The 14,633-nt window shown below is 71.7% G+C and carries 15 protein-coding genes and 1 riboswitch; of the genes, 3 read left to right on the plus strand and 12 right to left on the minus strand.

Annotation, left to right across the window (positions count from 1 at the left end):
* Positions 1-55: 55 nt before the first annotated feature.
* The 9 genes from ACFWBT_RS12020 to ACFWBT_RS12060 form a co-directional block, all read right to left on the minus strand.
* Complete coding sequence (locus tag ACFWBT_RS12020) at positions 56-1,144, minus strand: hemolysin family protein (RefSeq protein WP_385698500.1); 1,089 nt, start codon at positions 1,142-1,144, stop codon at positions 56-58.
* On the minus strand, positions 1,141-2,472 hold the full coding sequence (locus ACFWBT_RS12025; protein ID WP_385698502.1) for a hemolysin family protein: 1,332 nt from the start codon (positions 2,470-2,472) through the stop codon (positions 1,141-1,143). Before ACFWBT_RS12025 ends, ACFWBT_RS12020 begins: the two co-directional genes overlap by 4 nt.
* Positions 2,473-2,670: 198 nt before the next feature.
* Positions 2,671-3,138 carry a PH domain-containing protein gene (locus ACFWBT_RS12030; RefSeq protein WP_385698505.1) on the minus strand — a complete coding sequence of 156 codons (468 nt, stop codon included), beginning with the start codon at positions 3,136-3,138 and terminating at the stop codon, positions 2,671-2,673.
* Positions 3,139-3,152: 14 nt separating this feature from the next.
* The gene (gene hisG / locus ACFWBT_RS12035; RefSeq protein ID WP_385698507.1) at positions 3,153-4,010 is read right to left on the minus strand and encodes an ATP phosphoribosyltransferase; all 858 of its coding nucleotides are present in this window, start codon (positions 4,008-4,010) and stop codon (positions 3,153-3,155) included.
* Positions 4,011-4,096: 86 nt separating this feature from the next.
* Positions 4,097-4,369, minus strand: coding sequence for a phosphoribosyl-ATP diphosphatase (locus tag ACFWBT_RS12040; protein ID WP_111665608.1), 273 nt, complete (start codon positions 4,367-4,369; stop codon positions 4,097-4,099).
* A 34-nt stretch (positions 4,370-4,403) separates the two neighbouring features.
* Positions 4,404-4,889: a 6,7-dimethyl-8-ribityllumazine synthase gene (gene ribH / locus ACFWBT_RS12045; protein ID WP_266756416.1), complete on the minus strand. Its 486-nt coding sequence runs from the start codon at positions 4,887-4,889 to the stop codon at positions 4,404-4,406.
* A gap of 73 nt (positions 4,890-4,962) precedes the next feature.
* Positions 4,963-6,300, minus strand: coding sequence for a bifunctional 3,4-dihydroxy-2-butanone-4-phosphate synthase/GTP cyclohydrolase II (locus tag ACFWBT_RS12050; RefSeq protein WP_385698511.1), 1,338 nt, complete (start codon positions 6,298-6,300; stop codon positions 4,963-4,965).
* The gene (locus ACFWBT_RS12055) at positions 6,297-6,932 is read right to left on the minus strand and encodes a nicotinamide riboside transporter PnuC (RefSeq protein WP_385698514.1); all 636 of its coding nucleotides are present in this window, start codon (positions 6,930-6,932) and stop codon (positions 6,297-6,299) included. The genes ACFWBT_RS12050 and ACFWBT_RS12055 overlap by 4 nt, the downstream gene beginning before the upstream one ends.
* Positions 6,929-7,564 carry a riboflavin synthase gene (locus tag ACFWBT_RS12060; RefSeq protein WP_385698516.1) on the minus strand — a complete coding sequence of 212 codons (636 nt, stop codon included), beginning with the start codon at positions 7,562-7,564 and terminating at the stop codon, positions 6,929-6,931. Before ACFWBT_RS12060 ends, ACFWBT_RS12055 begins: the two co-directional genes overlap by 4 nt.
* A 154-nt stretch (positions 7,565-7,718) precedes the next feature.
* Positions 7,719-7,849, minus strand: a riboswitch (FMN riboswitch).
* 367 nt (positions 7,850-8,216) lie between these two features.
* Between ACFWBT_RS12060 and ACFWBT_RS12065 the strand changes: the two genes are divergently transcribed.
* A complete protein-coding gene (locus tag ACFWBT_RS12065) occupies positions 8,217-9,230 on the plus strand; it encodes an RNA polymerase sigma-70 factor (protein ID WP_385698519.1) in 1,014 nt (337 codons plus the stop codon).
* A gap of 159 nt (positions 9,231-9,389) precedes the next feature.
* A complete protein-coding gene (locus ACFWBT_RS12070; protein ID WP_385698523.1) occupies positions 9,390-10,139 on the plus strand; it encodes an SDR family oxidoreductase in 750 nt (249 codons plus the stop codon).
* A gap of 71 nt (positions 10,140-10,210) precedes the next feature.
* Here ACFWBT_RS12070 and ACFWBT_RS12075 read toward each other — a convergent pair whose 3' ends face one another.
* On the minus strand, positions 10,211-11,443 hold the full coding sequence (locus ACFWBT_RS12075) for an ROK family transcriptional regulator (RefSeq protein ID WP_385698526.1): 1,233 nt from the start codon (positions 11,441-11,443) through the stop codon (positions 10,211-10,213).
* A 129-nt stretch (positions 11,444-11,572) separates the two neighbouring features.
* On the opposite strand from ACFWBT_RS12075, the gene ACFWBT_RS12080 reads away from it, so the two are divergent.
* Positions 11,573-12,784, plus strand: a complete 1,212-nt coding sequence (locus tag ACFWBT_RS12080; RefSeq protein ID WP_385698529.1) for an MFS transporter — start codon at positions 11,573-11,575, stop codon at positions 12,782-12,784.
* Here ACFWBT_RS12080 and ACFWBT_RS12085 read toward each other — a convergent pair.
* Together ACFWBT_RS12085 and ACFWBT_RS12090 are read right to left on the minus strand one after the other, a co-directional pair.
* Positions 12,744-13,202 carry an acyl-CoA thioesterase gene (locus tag ACFWBT_RS12085; protein WP_385698530.1) on the minus strand — a complete coding sequence of 153 codons (459 nt, stop codon included), beginning with the start codon at positions 13,200-13,202 and terminating at the stop codon, positions 12,744-12,746. The genes ACFWBT_RS12080 and ACFWBT_RS12085 overlap by 41 nt on opposite strands.
* A gap of 97 nt (positions 13,203-13,299) precedes the next feature.
* A complete protein-coding gene (locus ACFWBT_RS12090; protein WP_385698532.1) occupies positions 13,300-14,604 on the minus strand; it encodes an alginate lyase family protein in 1,305 nt (434 codons plus the stop codon).
* Between the last annotated feature and the right edge of the window lie 29 nt (positions 14,605-14,633).

The following is a 14,633-nucleotide window of genomic DNA, read 5'->3' on the forward strand; positions in this document are numbered from 1 at the left end:
CGACCGGAAGGACCGGTCGCACGGCCGCCGGGGAAACCGGGGCCCACGCTCACGATCAGCTCGCCAGCGCCTCCTCCGGGGCCGGGCTCGGGCGCGGCTCGGCGACGCGCACCGGTGCGACATCCCGGTGCGCCGGGTCCCGCACCTCGCCGACCAGCAGCTCCAGTACGTCCTCAAGGGTCACGAGGCCCATGACCTTCCCAGTGGCGTCGGCGACCTGGGCCAGGTGGGTGGCGGCGCGGCGCATCACGGTGAGGGCGTCGTCCAGGGGGAGTTCGGACCGCAGGGTGGTCATGGGGCGCCACATCTGCTGCGGGACCGCGCGGTCGGACTCCTCCAGGTCGAGGACGTCCTTCACATGCAGATAGCAGCCCATGAAGGCGCCGTTCTCCGCGACCACCGGGAAACGGGAGTACCCGGTGCGCGCGGTGAGCGCGACGACCTGGCCCGGGGTGACCGAGGAGTCCACGGTGACCAGCGAGCCGCCGTCGAGCAGGACGTCGGTGACCGGGCGGGAGCCGAGCTCCAGGGCGTCCTCGAGGCGCTCCTGCTCCTCGGGGTCGAGGAGGCCGGCCTGTCCGGAGTCCTCGACGAGCCGGTTGAGCTGCTCGCTGGTGAAGACCGCTTCGACCTCGTCCCTGGGCTCGACCCGGAACAGCCTGAGGATCAGCCGCGCGCAGGCGCCGAGGCCCACCGTGACCGGCCGGCACAGCCGCGCGAAGGCGACCAGTCCGGGGCTGAGCCACAGGGCCGTCTTCTCCGGCGCGGCCATCGCCAGGTTCTTGGGGACCATCTCGCCGATGACGAGGTGGAGGAAGACGACGAGGGCGAGCGCGATCACATAGCCGAGGGGGTGGATCACCCCGTCCGGCAGACGGACCGCCTCGAAGACCGGCTCCAGGAGATGGGCGACCGTGGGCTCGGCGACCGCGCCGAGCGTCAACGAGCACATGGTGATGCCGAACTGGGCCGCCGCCATCATCTGCGGGAGCCGCTCCAGGCCGTACAGGACCTGCCGGGAGCGCGCGGTGCCGAGCGGTTCGATCTGGCTGCGCCGCACGGACACCAGGGCGAACTCGGCGCCGACGAAGAAGCCGTTGGCGAGCACCAGCAGGCCGGCGAAGAGGAGTTGGAGCACGCTCATCGGACGGCCTCCGGGGCGAGCGCGGTCCGCACCAGGCGGACGCGTTCGGCACGGTAGTGCCCGACCTGGCGCACCGAAAGACGCCAGCCGGGGAGCTCGGCCTTGTCGCCGGGGGCCGGGATCCTGCCGAGCAGGTCGGCGACGAGGCCCGCCACGGTCTCGTACGGTCCCTCGGGAACGTCGAGGCCTATGCGCTGCAGGATGTCCACCCGGCAGCTGCCGTCGGCGTCCCAGGCGGGCCTGCCGTCCTCGGGCGGGGCGGCCGCGAGCTCGGGCGGTTCGCCCAGGACGTCGTCGTGCTCGTCGCGGACCTCACCGACGAGTTCCTCGACGATGTCCTCCAGGGTGACCACGCCGGCCGTGCCGCCGTACTCGTCGACGACGACGGCGATCGGCTGTTCATTGCGCAGCCGTTCGAGGAGCGGCTGCACGGGCAGCGTCTCCGGGACGAGCAGCGGGGCCTGGGCGATCCGGACGACAGGCGTGCGCAGCCGGTCGTGCGAGGGGATCGCGAGGGCGTCCTTGAGGTGCACCATGCCGACGATCTCGTCGATCCGCTCCCGGTAGACCGGGAAGCGGGAGAGGCCGGTGGCACGGGTGAGGTTGACCACGTCCTCGGCGGTCGCCGACGACTGGAGGGCGCTGACCTTCACTCGCGGCGTCATGACGTGCTGGGCCGTGAGGTCGGCGAGCGACATGGTGCGGACGAAGAGGTCCGCGGTGTCCTGCTCCAGCGCGCCCGCCCGGGCCGAGTGGCGGGCCAGGGAGACGAGTTCGCCGGGGGTGCGGGCGGAGGCCAGTTCCTCGGCGGGTTCCACGCCCAGGGCGCGGACGAGCCGGTTGGCGACCGTGTTGAGCGCGGCGATCACCGGCCGGAAGAGGCGGGAGAAGACGTGCTGCGGGCCGGCGACGAAGCGGGCGACCTGGAGCGGCCTGGACACCGCCCAGTTCTTGGGCACGAGTTCACCGACCACCATCTGTACGGCGGAGGCGAGCAGCATGCCGACCACCACGGCGATGCCGGGCACCGCGCCCTCGGGCAGCCCGATCGCGGTGAACGGGCCGTCCAGCAGCTGGGCGAGCGCCGGTTCGGCGAGCATGCCGACGACGAGCGAGGTGATGGTGATGCCGAGCTGGGTGCCGGAGAGCTGGAAGGACAGTTCCTTGAGCGACTCGACGACCGTGCCGGCGCGCTTGTCGCCGGCGGCCGCGGCCTGCTCGGCGTCCGGGCGCTCGACCGTGATGAGGCCGAACTCGGCCGCCACGAAGAAGCCGTTGGCGAGAATCAGCAGGAACGCCGCGCCAAGGAGCAACAGGGGGATGGTCATGCCGCCGCCTCGATATGTCGGAAGGGGGCGGCGCAGGTACTACAGGACGATCCGTCCATCGCTGGAGGGAGTCACTCCTCGGGTAGCAGGGAGCCTCTGAGGGCTGGGGGCACATCGGAGGCGGAGGCGCGATGAAAACGCCTCCGCCAACAGATTAATCAAGACATGGGCCCTCAGGGCAGGGTGGAAGGGCGAGAGTCAGCCCTGATGTTCGTCGCGGTGCCCGCCGGGCTCGCGAATGGCGCGGGCCTCGGCGAGGGCGCGCAGGGTCCGGGCGTCCTCGATGGCGCGCTGCTTGGCGATGCCCGGCTGGATGCCGAGCGCCGGCAGGCTGGTGCCGTCACTGAGGTCGAGGAACACCCAGGGGTCGCCGGGGCGCAGGTTGACCTTCAGGATCTCCGCCCAGTCCAGGTGCCGCCGGCTCGCGATGTTCACGACGGTGACCCCGGTCTCGTCGGCGACGACCTTGGGCCGCGCGAGCAGCAGGAGCACCCCGAAGAGGAGGGCCGCGGTAAAGATGAAGCTGAGCCGCTCCCCCGGGCCGAGTTGCTCCAGAAGCATGGCGACCGTGGTGATGACCACGAGGATCGTGGCGCCGGCGGTGAGCAGCACGGCCCGGGTGCGGGACGGGCGGAAGGTTATGGGAAGGGCGGGAAGGTCCGACATGTTCGAGATCCCTGTCAGAGCCGGCAGGCGTGGATGGCCGTGGTCAGGATGGCCCGCGCGCCGAGCGCGTACAGGTCGTCCATGATCCGCTGGGCCTCCTTGGAGGGGACCATGGCGCGGACGGCGACCCAGCCCTCGTTGTGCAGCGGCGAGATGGTCGGCGACTCCAGGCCGGGAGTGAGCGCGACGGCCTTCTCCAGGTGCTCGGCGCGGCAGTCGTAGTCCATCATCACGTAGGTCCGGGCGACCAGGACGCCCTGGAGCCGGCGCAGGAACTGCTGCACCTTGGGCTCGGCGTCCTCGGTGAGGTCGGCTCCGACGCGGCGGATGACGATGGCCTCGGACTTCATGATCGGGTCGCCGAAGACCTCCAGGCCGGCGTTGCGCAGCGAGGTGCCCGTCTCGACGACGTCCGCGATGACCTCGGCGACACCGAGTTCGATGGCGGTCTCGACGGCCCCGTCGAGGTGCACGACGGAGGCGTCGACGCCGTGGTCGGCGAGGTGCTTGGCGACGATGCCCTCGTAGGAGGTGGCGACGGTCATGCCGTTGAGGTCCGCGATGCCGTTCGCGGTGGCCGGCTTGCCGGCGAAGCGGAAGGTGGAGCGGGCGAAGCCGAGCGGGAGGATCTCCTCCGCGTTGGCCCCGGAGTCGATCAGGAGGTCGCGGCCGGTGATGCCGATGTCGAGCCGGCCCGAGGAGACGTAGATCGCGATGTCGCGGGGGCGGAGGTAGAAGAACTCGACCTCGTTCTCCGGGTCGACGATCCTGAGCTCCTTGGACTCCCGGCGCTGCTGGTAGCCGGCCTCATGCAGCATCTCCGCCGCAGGGCCTGAGAGGGAACCCTTGTTGGGGACGGCGATGCGCAGCATGAGGTCGGCTTCCTTTGCGTGAGGTTGTTCAGGAGTGGGTGGGACAGGTGGACGTGCTCGGTGGGGGGCGCTGCTGAGACGGGCCCCTACAGATGCGCGTACACGTCGTCGAGGGAGATCCCGCGAGCGACCATCATCACCTGGACGTGGTACAGCAGCTGCGAGATCTCCTCGGCGGCGGCGTCCTTGCCCTCGTACTCGGCGGCCATCCAGACCTCTGCGGCCTCTTCGACGACCTTCTTGCCGATGGCATGAACACCCTTGCCGACCAGCTCGGCGGTGCGCGAAGTGGCGGGATCGCCCGTGGCGGCCTTCTGCTGGAGCTCGGTGAAGAGCTCCTCGAACGTCTTATTGGACATGGTGGTCCTCACCCTACGCGCTCGGTGCCGTACCTCAGTGCCAGGGTTCGGATACTGAGCGGAGGGTGGCCGCCGTCGCCACGGCGGCCGTCACCGCCTCGTGTCCCTTGTCCTCGTTGGAGCCTTCGAGGCCCGCGCGGTCCAGGGCCTGCTCCTCGGTGTCACAGGTCAGCACACCGAAGCCGATGGGGACGCCGGTGTCGATGGAGACCTGGGTGAGGCCCTGGGTGACCCCCTGGCACACGTACTCGAAGTGGGGCGTTCCGCCGCGGATGACGACGCCGAGCGCGACGATCGCGTCGTAGCCGCGGCCCGCCAGGACCTTGGCGACGACCGGCAGCTCGAAGCTCCCGGGGACCCGCAGCAGGGTCGGCTCGTCGATTCCCAGCTCGTGCAGGGCGCGCAGCGCGCCGTCGACGAGACCGTCCATCACCTTGTCGTGCCACTGTGCCGCGATGACCGCGACCCGCAGGTCGCCGCAGTTGCGTACGGACAGTTCAGGTGCACCCTTGCCGCTCACGTCTCTCCTCAGTCCCGCTGTGCTGTGTTGCCGATAGTGCGTGTGTCGTGCAGGTGGTACCGGTCGTGCGGTGTCACTGGCTCCCGCAGGCCGACACGGTGGTCGTGTCCAGCCAGGGCAGGTCGTGGCCCATCCGGTCCCGCTTGGTGCGCAGGTAGCGCAGATTGTGCTCGCCCGCCTGTACGGGCATCGGCTCCCGTCCGGAGACCCGCAGGCCGTACCGGACGAGCGCGTCGGTCTTGTCGGGGTTGTTCGTCATCAGCCGCAGGCTCCGGACGCCGAGGTCCTCCAGGATCTGCGCGCTCGCGCCGTAGTCCCGGGCGTCGGCGGGCAGGCCGAGTTCCAGGTTGGCGTCGAGGGTGTCGCGGCCGCGCTCCTGCAGCTCGTACGCGCGGAGTTTGGAGAGCAGGCCGATGCCGCGCCCCTCGTGGCCGCGCAGATAGACCACGATGCCGCGGCCCTCGGTCTGGATGCGTTCCATGGACGTCTGCAGCTGGGGGCCGCAGTCGCAGCGCTGCGAGTGGAAGACGTCACCGGTGAGGCACTCGGAGTGCACGCGGACGACGACGTCCTCGCCGTCGCCGATCTCGCCGTGGACGAGAGCGACGTGCTCGACGCCGTCGGCGGTGGAGCGGTAGCCGTACGCCGTGAACTCGCCGAAGGCGGTGGGCAGATGGACCTCGGCCTCGCGGCGGACGGTGGGTCCGGCGAGCAGCGCGCCCTCACCGGGCGTCGCCGAGAGCTCGGCGGAGCGGCGGTAGGCGATCAGGTCCTCGATGGAGATGATCGTCAGGCCGTGCTTGCGGGCGAAGGGGATCAGCTCGGGCAGCCGGAGCATCCGGCCGTCCTCGCCCGCGATCTCGACGATCGCTCCGGCCGGACGCAGGCCGGCCAGCCGGGCCAGGTCGACGGCGGCCTCGGTGTGGCCGTTGCGCGCCAGGACACCGCCGGGCCGGGCACGGAGCGGGAAGATGTGGCCCGGGCGCACGAAGTCGTCGGCCCCGGCCGCGCCGTCCGCGAGGAGCCGCAGGGTGGTGGCGCGGTCGGACGCCGAGATGCCGGTGCTCACACCGTGCGCGGCGGACGCGTCCACCGACACCGTGAACGCCGTCTTCATCGACTCGGTGTTGTCGTCGACCATCTGCGGAAGGCGCAGCCGGTCGAGCTCGTCGCCCTCCATGGGTGCGCAGATCAGCCCGCGGCACTCGCTCATCATGAAGGCGACGATCTCGGGGGTCGCCTTCTCGGCGGCGATGACGAGGTCGCCCTCGTTCTCCCGGTCCTCGTCGTCGACGACCACGATGGGGCGGCCCGCCGCGATGTCGGCGATGGCCTGCTCGACGGGATCGAGCGCGAAGTCCGAGGCGTCTTGATCGTGCCCGGTGCTGTACCAAACCGGCGCCGTTGTCATGCCGGAGCTCCTTCCAGGACGGGCTGCCCGGCCTCGCGGGAGCGCAGCCACCAGTCGCGCAGTCCCCACAGGACGAGCGCGCCGTACAGGACGTAGACGAAACCGGAGAAGGCGTAGCCGTTGGCGAAGTTGAGGGGGACACCCACCAGGTCGACCAGCAGCCAGGCGAACCAGAACTCGACCATGCCGCGGGCCTGCGCGTACATGGCGACGATCGTGCCGACGAAGATGTAGGCGTCCGGCCAGGGGTCCCACGACAGCTTCGGGTAGAGGTGGAACAGGCCGCTGACCGCGAGCGTGCCCACGGCCGCGGCGCCCGCCATGTACGCGCGCTCGCGCCAGGTGGCGAACCGCACGGAGACGCGTCCGTCCTTGCCCTCGCCGCGGTTCCACTGCCACCAGCCCCACAGGGCGACGGCGATGACCACGACCTGCTTGCCCGCACTGCCGGTGAGGTGACCGAAGAAGGCCGCGAAGAGGATGACGCCGGACAGGAGCTGAACGGGCCAGCTCCATATGGAGCGCCGCCAGCCGAGCGCGAGGGCGATCAGACCGATCACGTTGCCGATCATGTCCGACCACATGATGTGCTGGTCGAGGAGGACGAAGGCCTCGGAGTTGAGCCAGTTCACTGCCCGGCCCCCTGGGCGCCGGGCAGACCGGCGGGCTGCTCGCCACGGGCGCCGAGCAGTCGCTCGACGTACTTGGCGATGACGTCGACCTCGAGGTTGACCGGGTCGCCGGGCTGCTTGTGGCCCAGCGTGGTCAGGTCGAGGGTGGTGGGGATGAGGCTCACGGTGAAGTAGTCGGGGCCGGCGTCGACGACGGTCAGGCTGATGCCGTCGACCGTGATGGAGCCCTTCTCGACCACATAGCGCGAGAGGTCGGCCGGGAGCGAGATCTTGACGATCTCCCAGTTGTCGGACGGCTTGCGCTCGACGACCGCGCCGGTGCCGTCGACGTGTCCCTGCACGATGTGGCCGCCGAGGCGCTCCCCCACGGCCATCGGGCGTTCCAGGTTGACGCGGGAGCCGACGGTGAGGGCGCCGAGGCTGGAGCGGTTCAGGGTTTCCGCCATGACGTCGGCGGTGAACTCGTCGCCTTCGTGCTCGACCACGGTGAGACAGACTCCGTTGACGGCGATGGAGTCGCCGTGCTGCGCGCCCTGCGTGACGACGGGGCCACGCAGGCGGAAACGCGAGGCGTCGTCGAGCGTCTCGACGGCGGTGACCTCACCCAGCTCTTCGACGATTCCGGTGAACACTTCCCGGGTCCTCCTGCCTCATAGGGCACGGACTCCGGGGCCTGTCGATGACGACAGAATGAGCGGACCGCGACATACAGGCAGCGAAGCCGAAAGGTCACTCGTCCCGCAGGACGAGGAGCAACAAACGGCAGCGCGCACGCATGCCCGCCCGCCGCGCACTGCCTCCCATCCGGACTTTAACCGTCGGTCCAGGAATTTCACCTGGTCAACCGGCCGCTGGAAGCGACCGGGTCGCGGACTGTAACCGCCGGTTCGGAATTACACCGACCCCGGAGTGCGCTGCTTCTGGTACAGGGCCAGTGTGCCACGCTCGATCGGCACCCATGCGGCCGCACCTCTGTGGGGTGGCTCACAGAGACTCGGCATGGACATTCGCAAGACGGTCTCTCAAGCCAACTCCCGTCGCGCCGCGCGCCCTTGGGCCGTACCACGCCGCCGCAATATTGGTCCATACCTATTGACGCTATGGTCTAGTCCTCTTAGTGTCCTCGATCAAGACTGCGTGATCGTTCATCGCCGGTCCCCCCATGATCGACCCGGCGGCGGTGACGAAGGCCCTTGCCCCGCCGCCGGGTCCCCCAACCGGACCCGGCTCGGCCGCCGGTACCCGTGCGGTCCGCCGGATCCCGGCCTCTGCGAGGCTGGAGGCGTGACGACGAGCCTCGCCGACGAGTTCGAGACGTATCGCCCGCGCCTGTTCGGGCTCGCCTACCGCATGCTCGGTTCCGCCGCCGACGCCGAGGACACGGTGCAGGACGCCTATCTCCGCTTCAGCGGCGCCGACCGCGCGGAGGTCGAGCGGCCCGGCGCCTGGCTCGCCAAGGTCGTCACCAACCTCTGCCTCAACCGGCTGACCTCGGCCCGTGCACGGCGCGAGACGTACGTGGGGCCCTGGCTGCCCGAACCTCTCGTCACGGCGGGCGGCGCCCTCGGCCCCCTGGAGTCGGCGGAGCAGCGTGACGCCGTGTCACTCGCCCTGCTCGTCCTCCTGGAGCGGCTCACCCCGACCGAGCGGGCGGTCTACGTCCTGCGGGAGGCCTTCGCGTACGGCCACCGGGAGATCGCCGACGTGCTGGAGCTGAGCGAGGCCAACTGCCGTCAGCTGTACCGGCGGGCGGTACGGCGGATCGCCGCACCGGAGGCCCGCTTCGAGGCCCCCGCCGAGCAGCGGACCCGGCTCGTCGCCTCGTTCCTCTCCGCCGCCCGTGACGGTGATCTGGCCGGCCTGGAGCGGCTGTTCGCCGAGGAGGTCACCTGGTGGTCCGACGGAGGCGGCAAGGTCTCCGCGGCACGGCGGCCCGTCGAGGGGCGGGAGAAGGTGCTGCGCTTCCTGGCCGGTGTCCTCGGCCGGTCCCTGGCGGACGGTGTCGGTCTGTCGATGACCGAGGTCAACGGCAGCGCCGGGCTGATCGCGCGCGGGCCCGAGGACGCCGACGGGGTCGCCGCGGTCATCGGCGTCGCCGCGTTCGAGGTCCACGACGGGCTGTTCACGGAGGTGCGGGTGGTGCTGAACCCCGACAAACTGGAGTTCGTGGGGCGCCAGCTGGCGCGGGTCCGGCCCGACGGCTCCGACCGCCTCCCCTCCCCTGGGTCCCGGCCCCGTGAGGTCCCGCTCCCGCCCGATCCGGGTGCGTGGACGGGGTCACGCCGTCCGGGTGCGTAGACGGGGTCACACCATCCGGGCGCGTAGACGGGTCACGCCCGCCGACGCCAGGTGGCCGTCCTCCCGCGCGGGCCGCTGTCACATCCGCGCGGGCTGTCCGGTCTCAGCTGACGAGGGGCGTTCCACCCGGGAGCGTCCGGCATCGAAGGGCTGAACAGCATGACCACGATCCTGGTGACCGGCGGAACCGGCACCCTCGGCCGGCTCGTCACCGAGCGGCTGCGGGCGGACGGGCACGAGGTGCGGGTGCTCAGCCGGCACGCGCAGCCGTACGCCGTCGATCTGCGCGAGGGCGGCAGCGGCCTGGACGCGGCCGTCGCGGGAGTGGACGCGATCGTGCACTGCGCGACCACACCGCGGGGAGGCGACGAACGGGCCGCCGCGCAGGTCGTCGCGGCCGCGCGCCGGGCGGCCGTCCCGCATCTGATCTACATCTCGATCGTCGGCGTCGACGCGGTGCCGATGGGCTACTACAAGACCAAGCTGGCCGTGGAGAGGCTGATCGAGGAGTCCGGGCTCGGCTGGACGATCCTGCGCACCACCCAGTTCCACGACCTCGTCGCCCAGCTCCTGGGCGGGCTCGCCAGACTGCCGGTGCTGCTCCTCCCGGCCGGGGTCTCCGACCAGCCGGTCGAGGCCGCCGAGGTCGCCGCCCGGCTGGCCGAACTGGCGGCCGGGCCGCCCGCGGGGCGGGTCGCGGACATGGGCGGGCCCGAGGTGCGCTCGTTCCGCTCGCTGGCCGCCGCCCACCTCCGCGCCACCGGGAAGCGACGCCCGCTGCTCGACGTACGCCTGCCGGGCAAGACCTACCGGGCGTTCCGTGAGGGGCACCACCTCACACCGGCCCACGCCGTGGGGAAGGGAACGTTCGAGAACTTCCTGAAGGCACGCTCGGAGAACGCACGCTGATACGCCGGTGAGCCCGGGGCGCCGGGCCACCCATCGGCTCGGCCCGCCACCCGGGGTCCCCGACCCGGCTCCTACCGCGACGAAGGCGGAGCGAACAGCTCGTCCTGCGCGCCGTCGCGGGCGGTCAGCAGGGCGCCGCGCAGTACCGCGCCGCCGCCCAGCGTGCTCGCGCGCACCTCGGTCGGGAGCGGCGACATGCGGGCGAGCCGTCGCTCGACCCGGGCGGCGAGCGCGGCACCGCCCGCCCGGCCGACCTCACCGCCGAGAACCACACAGCCGGGGTCCAGGACGGCGGTGACGGAGGCCGCCCCGATGGCGAGGCGGTCACCGAGGGCGTCGAGGAATGCGGCGGCGCCCGGGGTGTCGGGGGCGGCCACCGCGTGTCTCACCAGCGCCGCGGCAGGCGGCTCGTGGGCGTCCGGCTCGGCCGAGACACCGAACTCCACGGCCAGCGCCGCGACCGCGGCCGCCCCGGCCAGCGAGTGGAAGCCGCCCTCGCAGTCGGTCGCCGAGGGGAGGGTCGTGGTGCCGGGTACGGGCAGGAAGCCGATCTCCCCGGTGCCTCCCGAGGCACCGCGGCGCAGGGCGCCGTCGAGGACGACGGCGGCCCCGGTGCCGTGGCCGAGCCACAGCAGGACGAAGGTGTCACGGTCGCGGGCGACGCCGTCACGCTGTTCGGCGAGGGCGGCGAGGTTGGTCTCGTTCTCGACGAGGACGCGGGCCTCGGGCAGCCGTTCCTGGAGGGCGGCGACCAGACGCCGGTGCCACGCGGGCAGCCCCGAGGAGTCGCGCAGTTCGCCGGTGGCGGGGTCGATCAGGCCGGGCGCGCCGATGCCGACTGTGTGCAGCCTGCCCCACCCACGGACGAGTTCGCGCGGGGGCGCCGCCCCCAGGGCCCCCGCCTCCTTCGCCACGCGCTCGACCAAGGCGACCGCCCGCTCCACCGCCGGTGCGGTCCCGGTGTCACCGCCGATCGGCACGGAAGCCTCGGCCAGGACGTCTCCGACCAGGTCGGAGACGACGACGGAGACTCCCTCCGTACGGACGTCCAGCGCGGCCAGATGGGCGCGGTCCGCGACGATCCCGTAGACCCGGGCGTTCGGGCCGCGCCGCTGCTCCCCCGATTCCCCGACGACCGTGATGAGGCCGGAGGCCGTGAGGCGTTCGACGAGGTCGGCGACCGTCGGCCGGGACAGTCCGGTGAGCTGTTTCAGCCGGCCTGCCGTCAAAGGGCCTTCCTGCTGCAACAGCCGCAGGGCGAGCCGGTCGTTGATGGCCCGGGCGGTGCTCGGGGATGCGGGCATGCCGGGATCCTCCCAGATCGGCGGGCCCGCCCGACGGGCGGGCGGCGAACAATCGTCTATCTATCAGGCAGGGTTCCTGATAGTTTACGGCGGCCGAATGGGGCACCATCACTCGGGGAGGGCCGGAGCATGAGTGAAGTGGTCTACGACCAGCGCGAGGTGAAGCGCGCCCGGTACGCCGTGGCGGCCGTCTTCGCCGTGCACGGAGCCGTCACGGGCTCGTTCGCGACCCGCGTGCCGTGGATCCAGGACCATGCGTCGGTCAGTGCGGGGCAGCTGGGCTTCGCCCTCGCCTTCACCGCCCTCGGCGCGTCCTGCTCGATGCCGCTGGCCGGCCGGATCACCCACCGCTTCGGGAGCCGTACGGCACTGCGCGGGCTCATGACCCTGTGGACGCTGGCCCTGATCCTCCCGTCGCTGGCTCCGAACCTGCTCACCCTGTGCCTCGCCATGTTCGTCTACGGCGCCACGGCGGGCATGGCGGACGTCGCCATGAACGCGCTGGGTGTCGAGGTCGAGAACCGGCTCGACAAGTCGATCATGTCCGGGCTGCACGGCATGTGGAGCGCCGGCGCCCTGATCGGCGCGGCGGCCGGCACGCTCGCCGCCCATCTGGGCTCGGACGCGCGCCTGCACCACGCCCTGGCCGCGGTGATCCTCACGCTCCTGGGTCTGGTCGCCTGCCGCTGGGTGCTCGATCTGCAGCCCACCGAGGACGAGGAGCCGCCGCCGCGGTTCGCGCTGCCGCCCCGGTCGGCGCTGCTCATCGGCGCCGTCGGTTTCTGCGCGGTCTTCGCGGAGGGCGCGAGCCTGGACTGGTCGGCGGTCTACCTGCGCGACCAGTTGGACAGTTCGGCGGGTCTCGCCGCGGCGTCGACCACCGGTTTCATGCTGACCATGGCGGTGGCCCGGCTGGTGGGCGACACGGTGGTGAACCGCTTCGGCGCCGTGCGCACCGTGCGGGCGGGCGGCGTGCTGGCCGTGATCGGCGGGCTGCTGATCGTCGTGGCGGAGCATCCGGCGGTGGCGATGGGCGGCTTCGCCCTGCTCGGCCTCGGTATCGCGGTCGTCGTCCCGCTCTGCTTCGCGGCGGCCGGGCGCAGCGGCCCCAACCCCAGTCAGGCCATCGCGGGCGTCGCGACCATCACGTACACCTCGGGTCTGATCGCGCCGAGCCTGATCGGGTCGGTGGCGCAGGCGACGAGTCTGGTCGTGTCGTTCGGGCTGGTCACGATCCTGGCGTTCGGGCTCACCGTGCTCGCGGGTGTGCTGCGCGCCGGGGACCGCGACCGCCCGAAGGTCAGCCCTCCGAGCGCAGCAGTTCCCGGCCCAAGGTCCTGAACCGGTCGCTCCACGGCGTCGGGCGCAGTGTCCCGGGGTCGAGCCGGACGAGGACGCGGGTGCCGTGCGCGTAGGTCACCGCGCCGTCGAGGGAGCAGAAGCGGAAGCCGTACGTCAGTCCGGTGTTCCCGAGCCGTTCCAGCCAGAGGTGGACGGCGTACGCGCCGGGGCGGCTGACCGGGGCCTCGTAGGTGATGCGCAGTTCCTTGACGGCGTTGCAGAAGTCGCCCGCCGCCTCCCAGTCGCCCTCGAAGGTCAAGCCGCGCTCGTACCAGAGCGCGGCCCAGGCGCGCTCGACCATGACCGGGTAGCGGGCGTTGTGCAGCAGTCCGAGCGCGTCGAGGTCGTCGAAGTGGACGGTGACGGGCAGGAGCCGTCCGTACGGAAGGGCGGGGGCGACGGGGGCTTCGGCGGTCACGGGCGGGGCTCCTGGGACGGGGTGCTGATGGGACAGGCGTGGCTGAAAACGACACCCCCATCCTAAGCAACCGCTCAGGAACCCCGTCCGGGCGGGATCAGCCCGTGATCGAGTCGAGCTGCTCGGCGGCCGGCCGCAGCTCCCACAGATCGCCGCCGGGCGGCGCTTCGAGCTTCGGCACGGCGGCCCGTGCGGCCCGGTCCCCCGCGTCGGCCGCCGCGTGCACCACATCGCTCGCAGCGAACCGGTGGAACTCCAGCTCGGGACGGGTCCACGGCTCGGCGCCGGTCGCCGCGGGCAGCAGGTAGTCGACCGCCTTGAACAGGCTCTGGCCGTCCGGCCCCCGGTAGGACCAGAGGTCCACGCCGACATGCCGGCCGATGGCCGCGAGCCGGGTGTAGGCGACCAGGTCGAAGGTCGAGTAGTGCCAGCTGCGGGTGCGGGCCAGCTCCTGGGGCTGGCTGCCGTCGGCGGCGATCTGCGGGTCGATGCGCAGGGCACGCGCGGCGAGCACGGTCCGCCGGGCGAGTGCCTTGTCGCCGGTCGCGTACGCGAGCGCGGCGAGCTGCATGTCGTGGAAGGTGCCGTGGTTGTTCTGGGCCGCACCCTCCTCCTTGCCGAAGGCGCTGTCCGCCAGCCAGTCGCGGAAGCCGGTGTTCCAGTCGAGCATCGCGGCCCGGTCGTGCCGGGACCAGCCGGGGGCGCCGGTGTCCAGGAGGGCGATCGCGTCGAGGACGCTCGTATAGGACTGCGAGAAGTCGATGATGCCGATGGCCCGGCCGTCGTACCTGCACGGGATGAACTGGCCGTGGTCCAGGTTCGGGTTCATCCGCGTCGCCGGGTCCAGGAACCAGGTGCGCAGGACCTGGGCGGCCTTCTCGGCGTACTGCTTCCTGCCGGTGTAGTACCAGGCGAGCGCGAGGTCGTACGTCGAGTCGAAGACCTTCTCGACGTCCTGGCGGTCGGTGCCGGTGTCCACCTCGGGGTTGCGCTGCCCGTCGCGCTGGACATAGGGGCAGCCCCAGGGGTTGTCGGCGGTGGCGGGCCGCGAGGGCCACCAGTAGGGGGCCTGACTGAGGTAGTCGTGAGGGTCGCCGCCGGGGGCGGGTCTCGGCTTGTCGACGACCGTCCAGGGGCCCTGGTCCAGCCAGTTGTCGGCGCGGGCCGTCAAGTCCCGCAGCGGTCGGGCGAGTCGGCGGTCGCCGTGGTCCAGCCGGATCCGGGTCCGCTGGAGCCGTCCGCCGTCGAGGACCACGGTCCTGGGGATGCCCGGCACCGCGTGAGCGGACGCCGCGAGGGCGACGGCGGAGGCGGTACGAGCGGACGCGGCGGGAACGAGGACGGACACCAGCGCGACGGCCACCGCGACCGCGACCGCGCCCAGTCGGGATCGTGCGTTCACAGAACACTCCGATCATACATATGAACGAT

The sequence above is a fragment of the Streptomyces sp. NPDC060027 genome (assembly GCF_042737005.1).
Lineage (GTDB): Bacteria > Actinomycetota > Actinomycetes > Streptomycetales > Streptomycetaceae > Streptomyces.

Excerpts from the sequence above, each read along its gene's own strand:
- ACFWBT_RS12020 (WP_385698500.1), bottom strand. The coding sequence starts at position 1,144 with ATGAGCGTGCTCCAACTCCTCTTCGCCGGCCTGCTGGTGCTCGCCAAC.
- ACFWBT_RS12025 (WP_385698502.1), bottom strand. The coding sequence starts at position 2,472 with ATGACCATCCCCCTGTTGCTCCTTGGCGCGGCGTTCCTGCTGATTCTC.
- ACFWBT_RS12030 (WP_385698505.1), bottom strand. The coding sequence starts at position 3,138 with ATGTCGGACCTTCCCGCCCTTCCCATAACCTTCCGCCCGTCCCGCACC.
- hisG (WP_385698507.1), bottom strand. The coding sequence starts at position 4,010 with ATGCTGCGCATCGCCGTCCCCAACAAGGGTTCCCTCTCAGGCCCTGCG.
- ACFWBT_RS12040 (WP_111665608.1), bottom strand. The coding sequence starts at position 4,369 with ATGTCCAATAAGACGTTCGAGGAGCTCTTCACCGAGCTCCAGCAGAAG.
- ACFWBT_RS12050 (WP_385698511.1), bottom strand. The coding sequence starts at position 6,300 with ATGACAACGGCGCCGGTTTGGTACAGCACCGGGCACGATCAAGACGCC.
- ACFWBT_RS12070 (WP_385698523.1), top strand. The coding sequence starts at position 9,390 with ATGACCACGATCCTGGTGACCGGCGGAACCGGCACCCTCGGCCGGCTC.
- ACFWBT_RS12075 (WP_385698526.1), bottom strand. The coding sequence starts at position 11,443 with ATGCCCGCATCCCCGAGCACCGCCCGGGCCATCAACGACCGGCTCGCC.
- ACFWBT_RS12080 (WP_385698529.1), top strand. The coding sequence starts at position 11,573 with ATGAGTGAAGTGGTCTACGACCAGCGCGAGGTGAAGCGCGCCCGGTAC.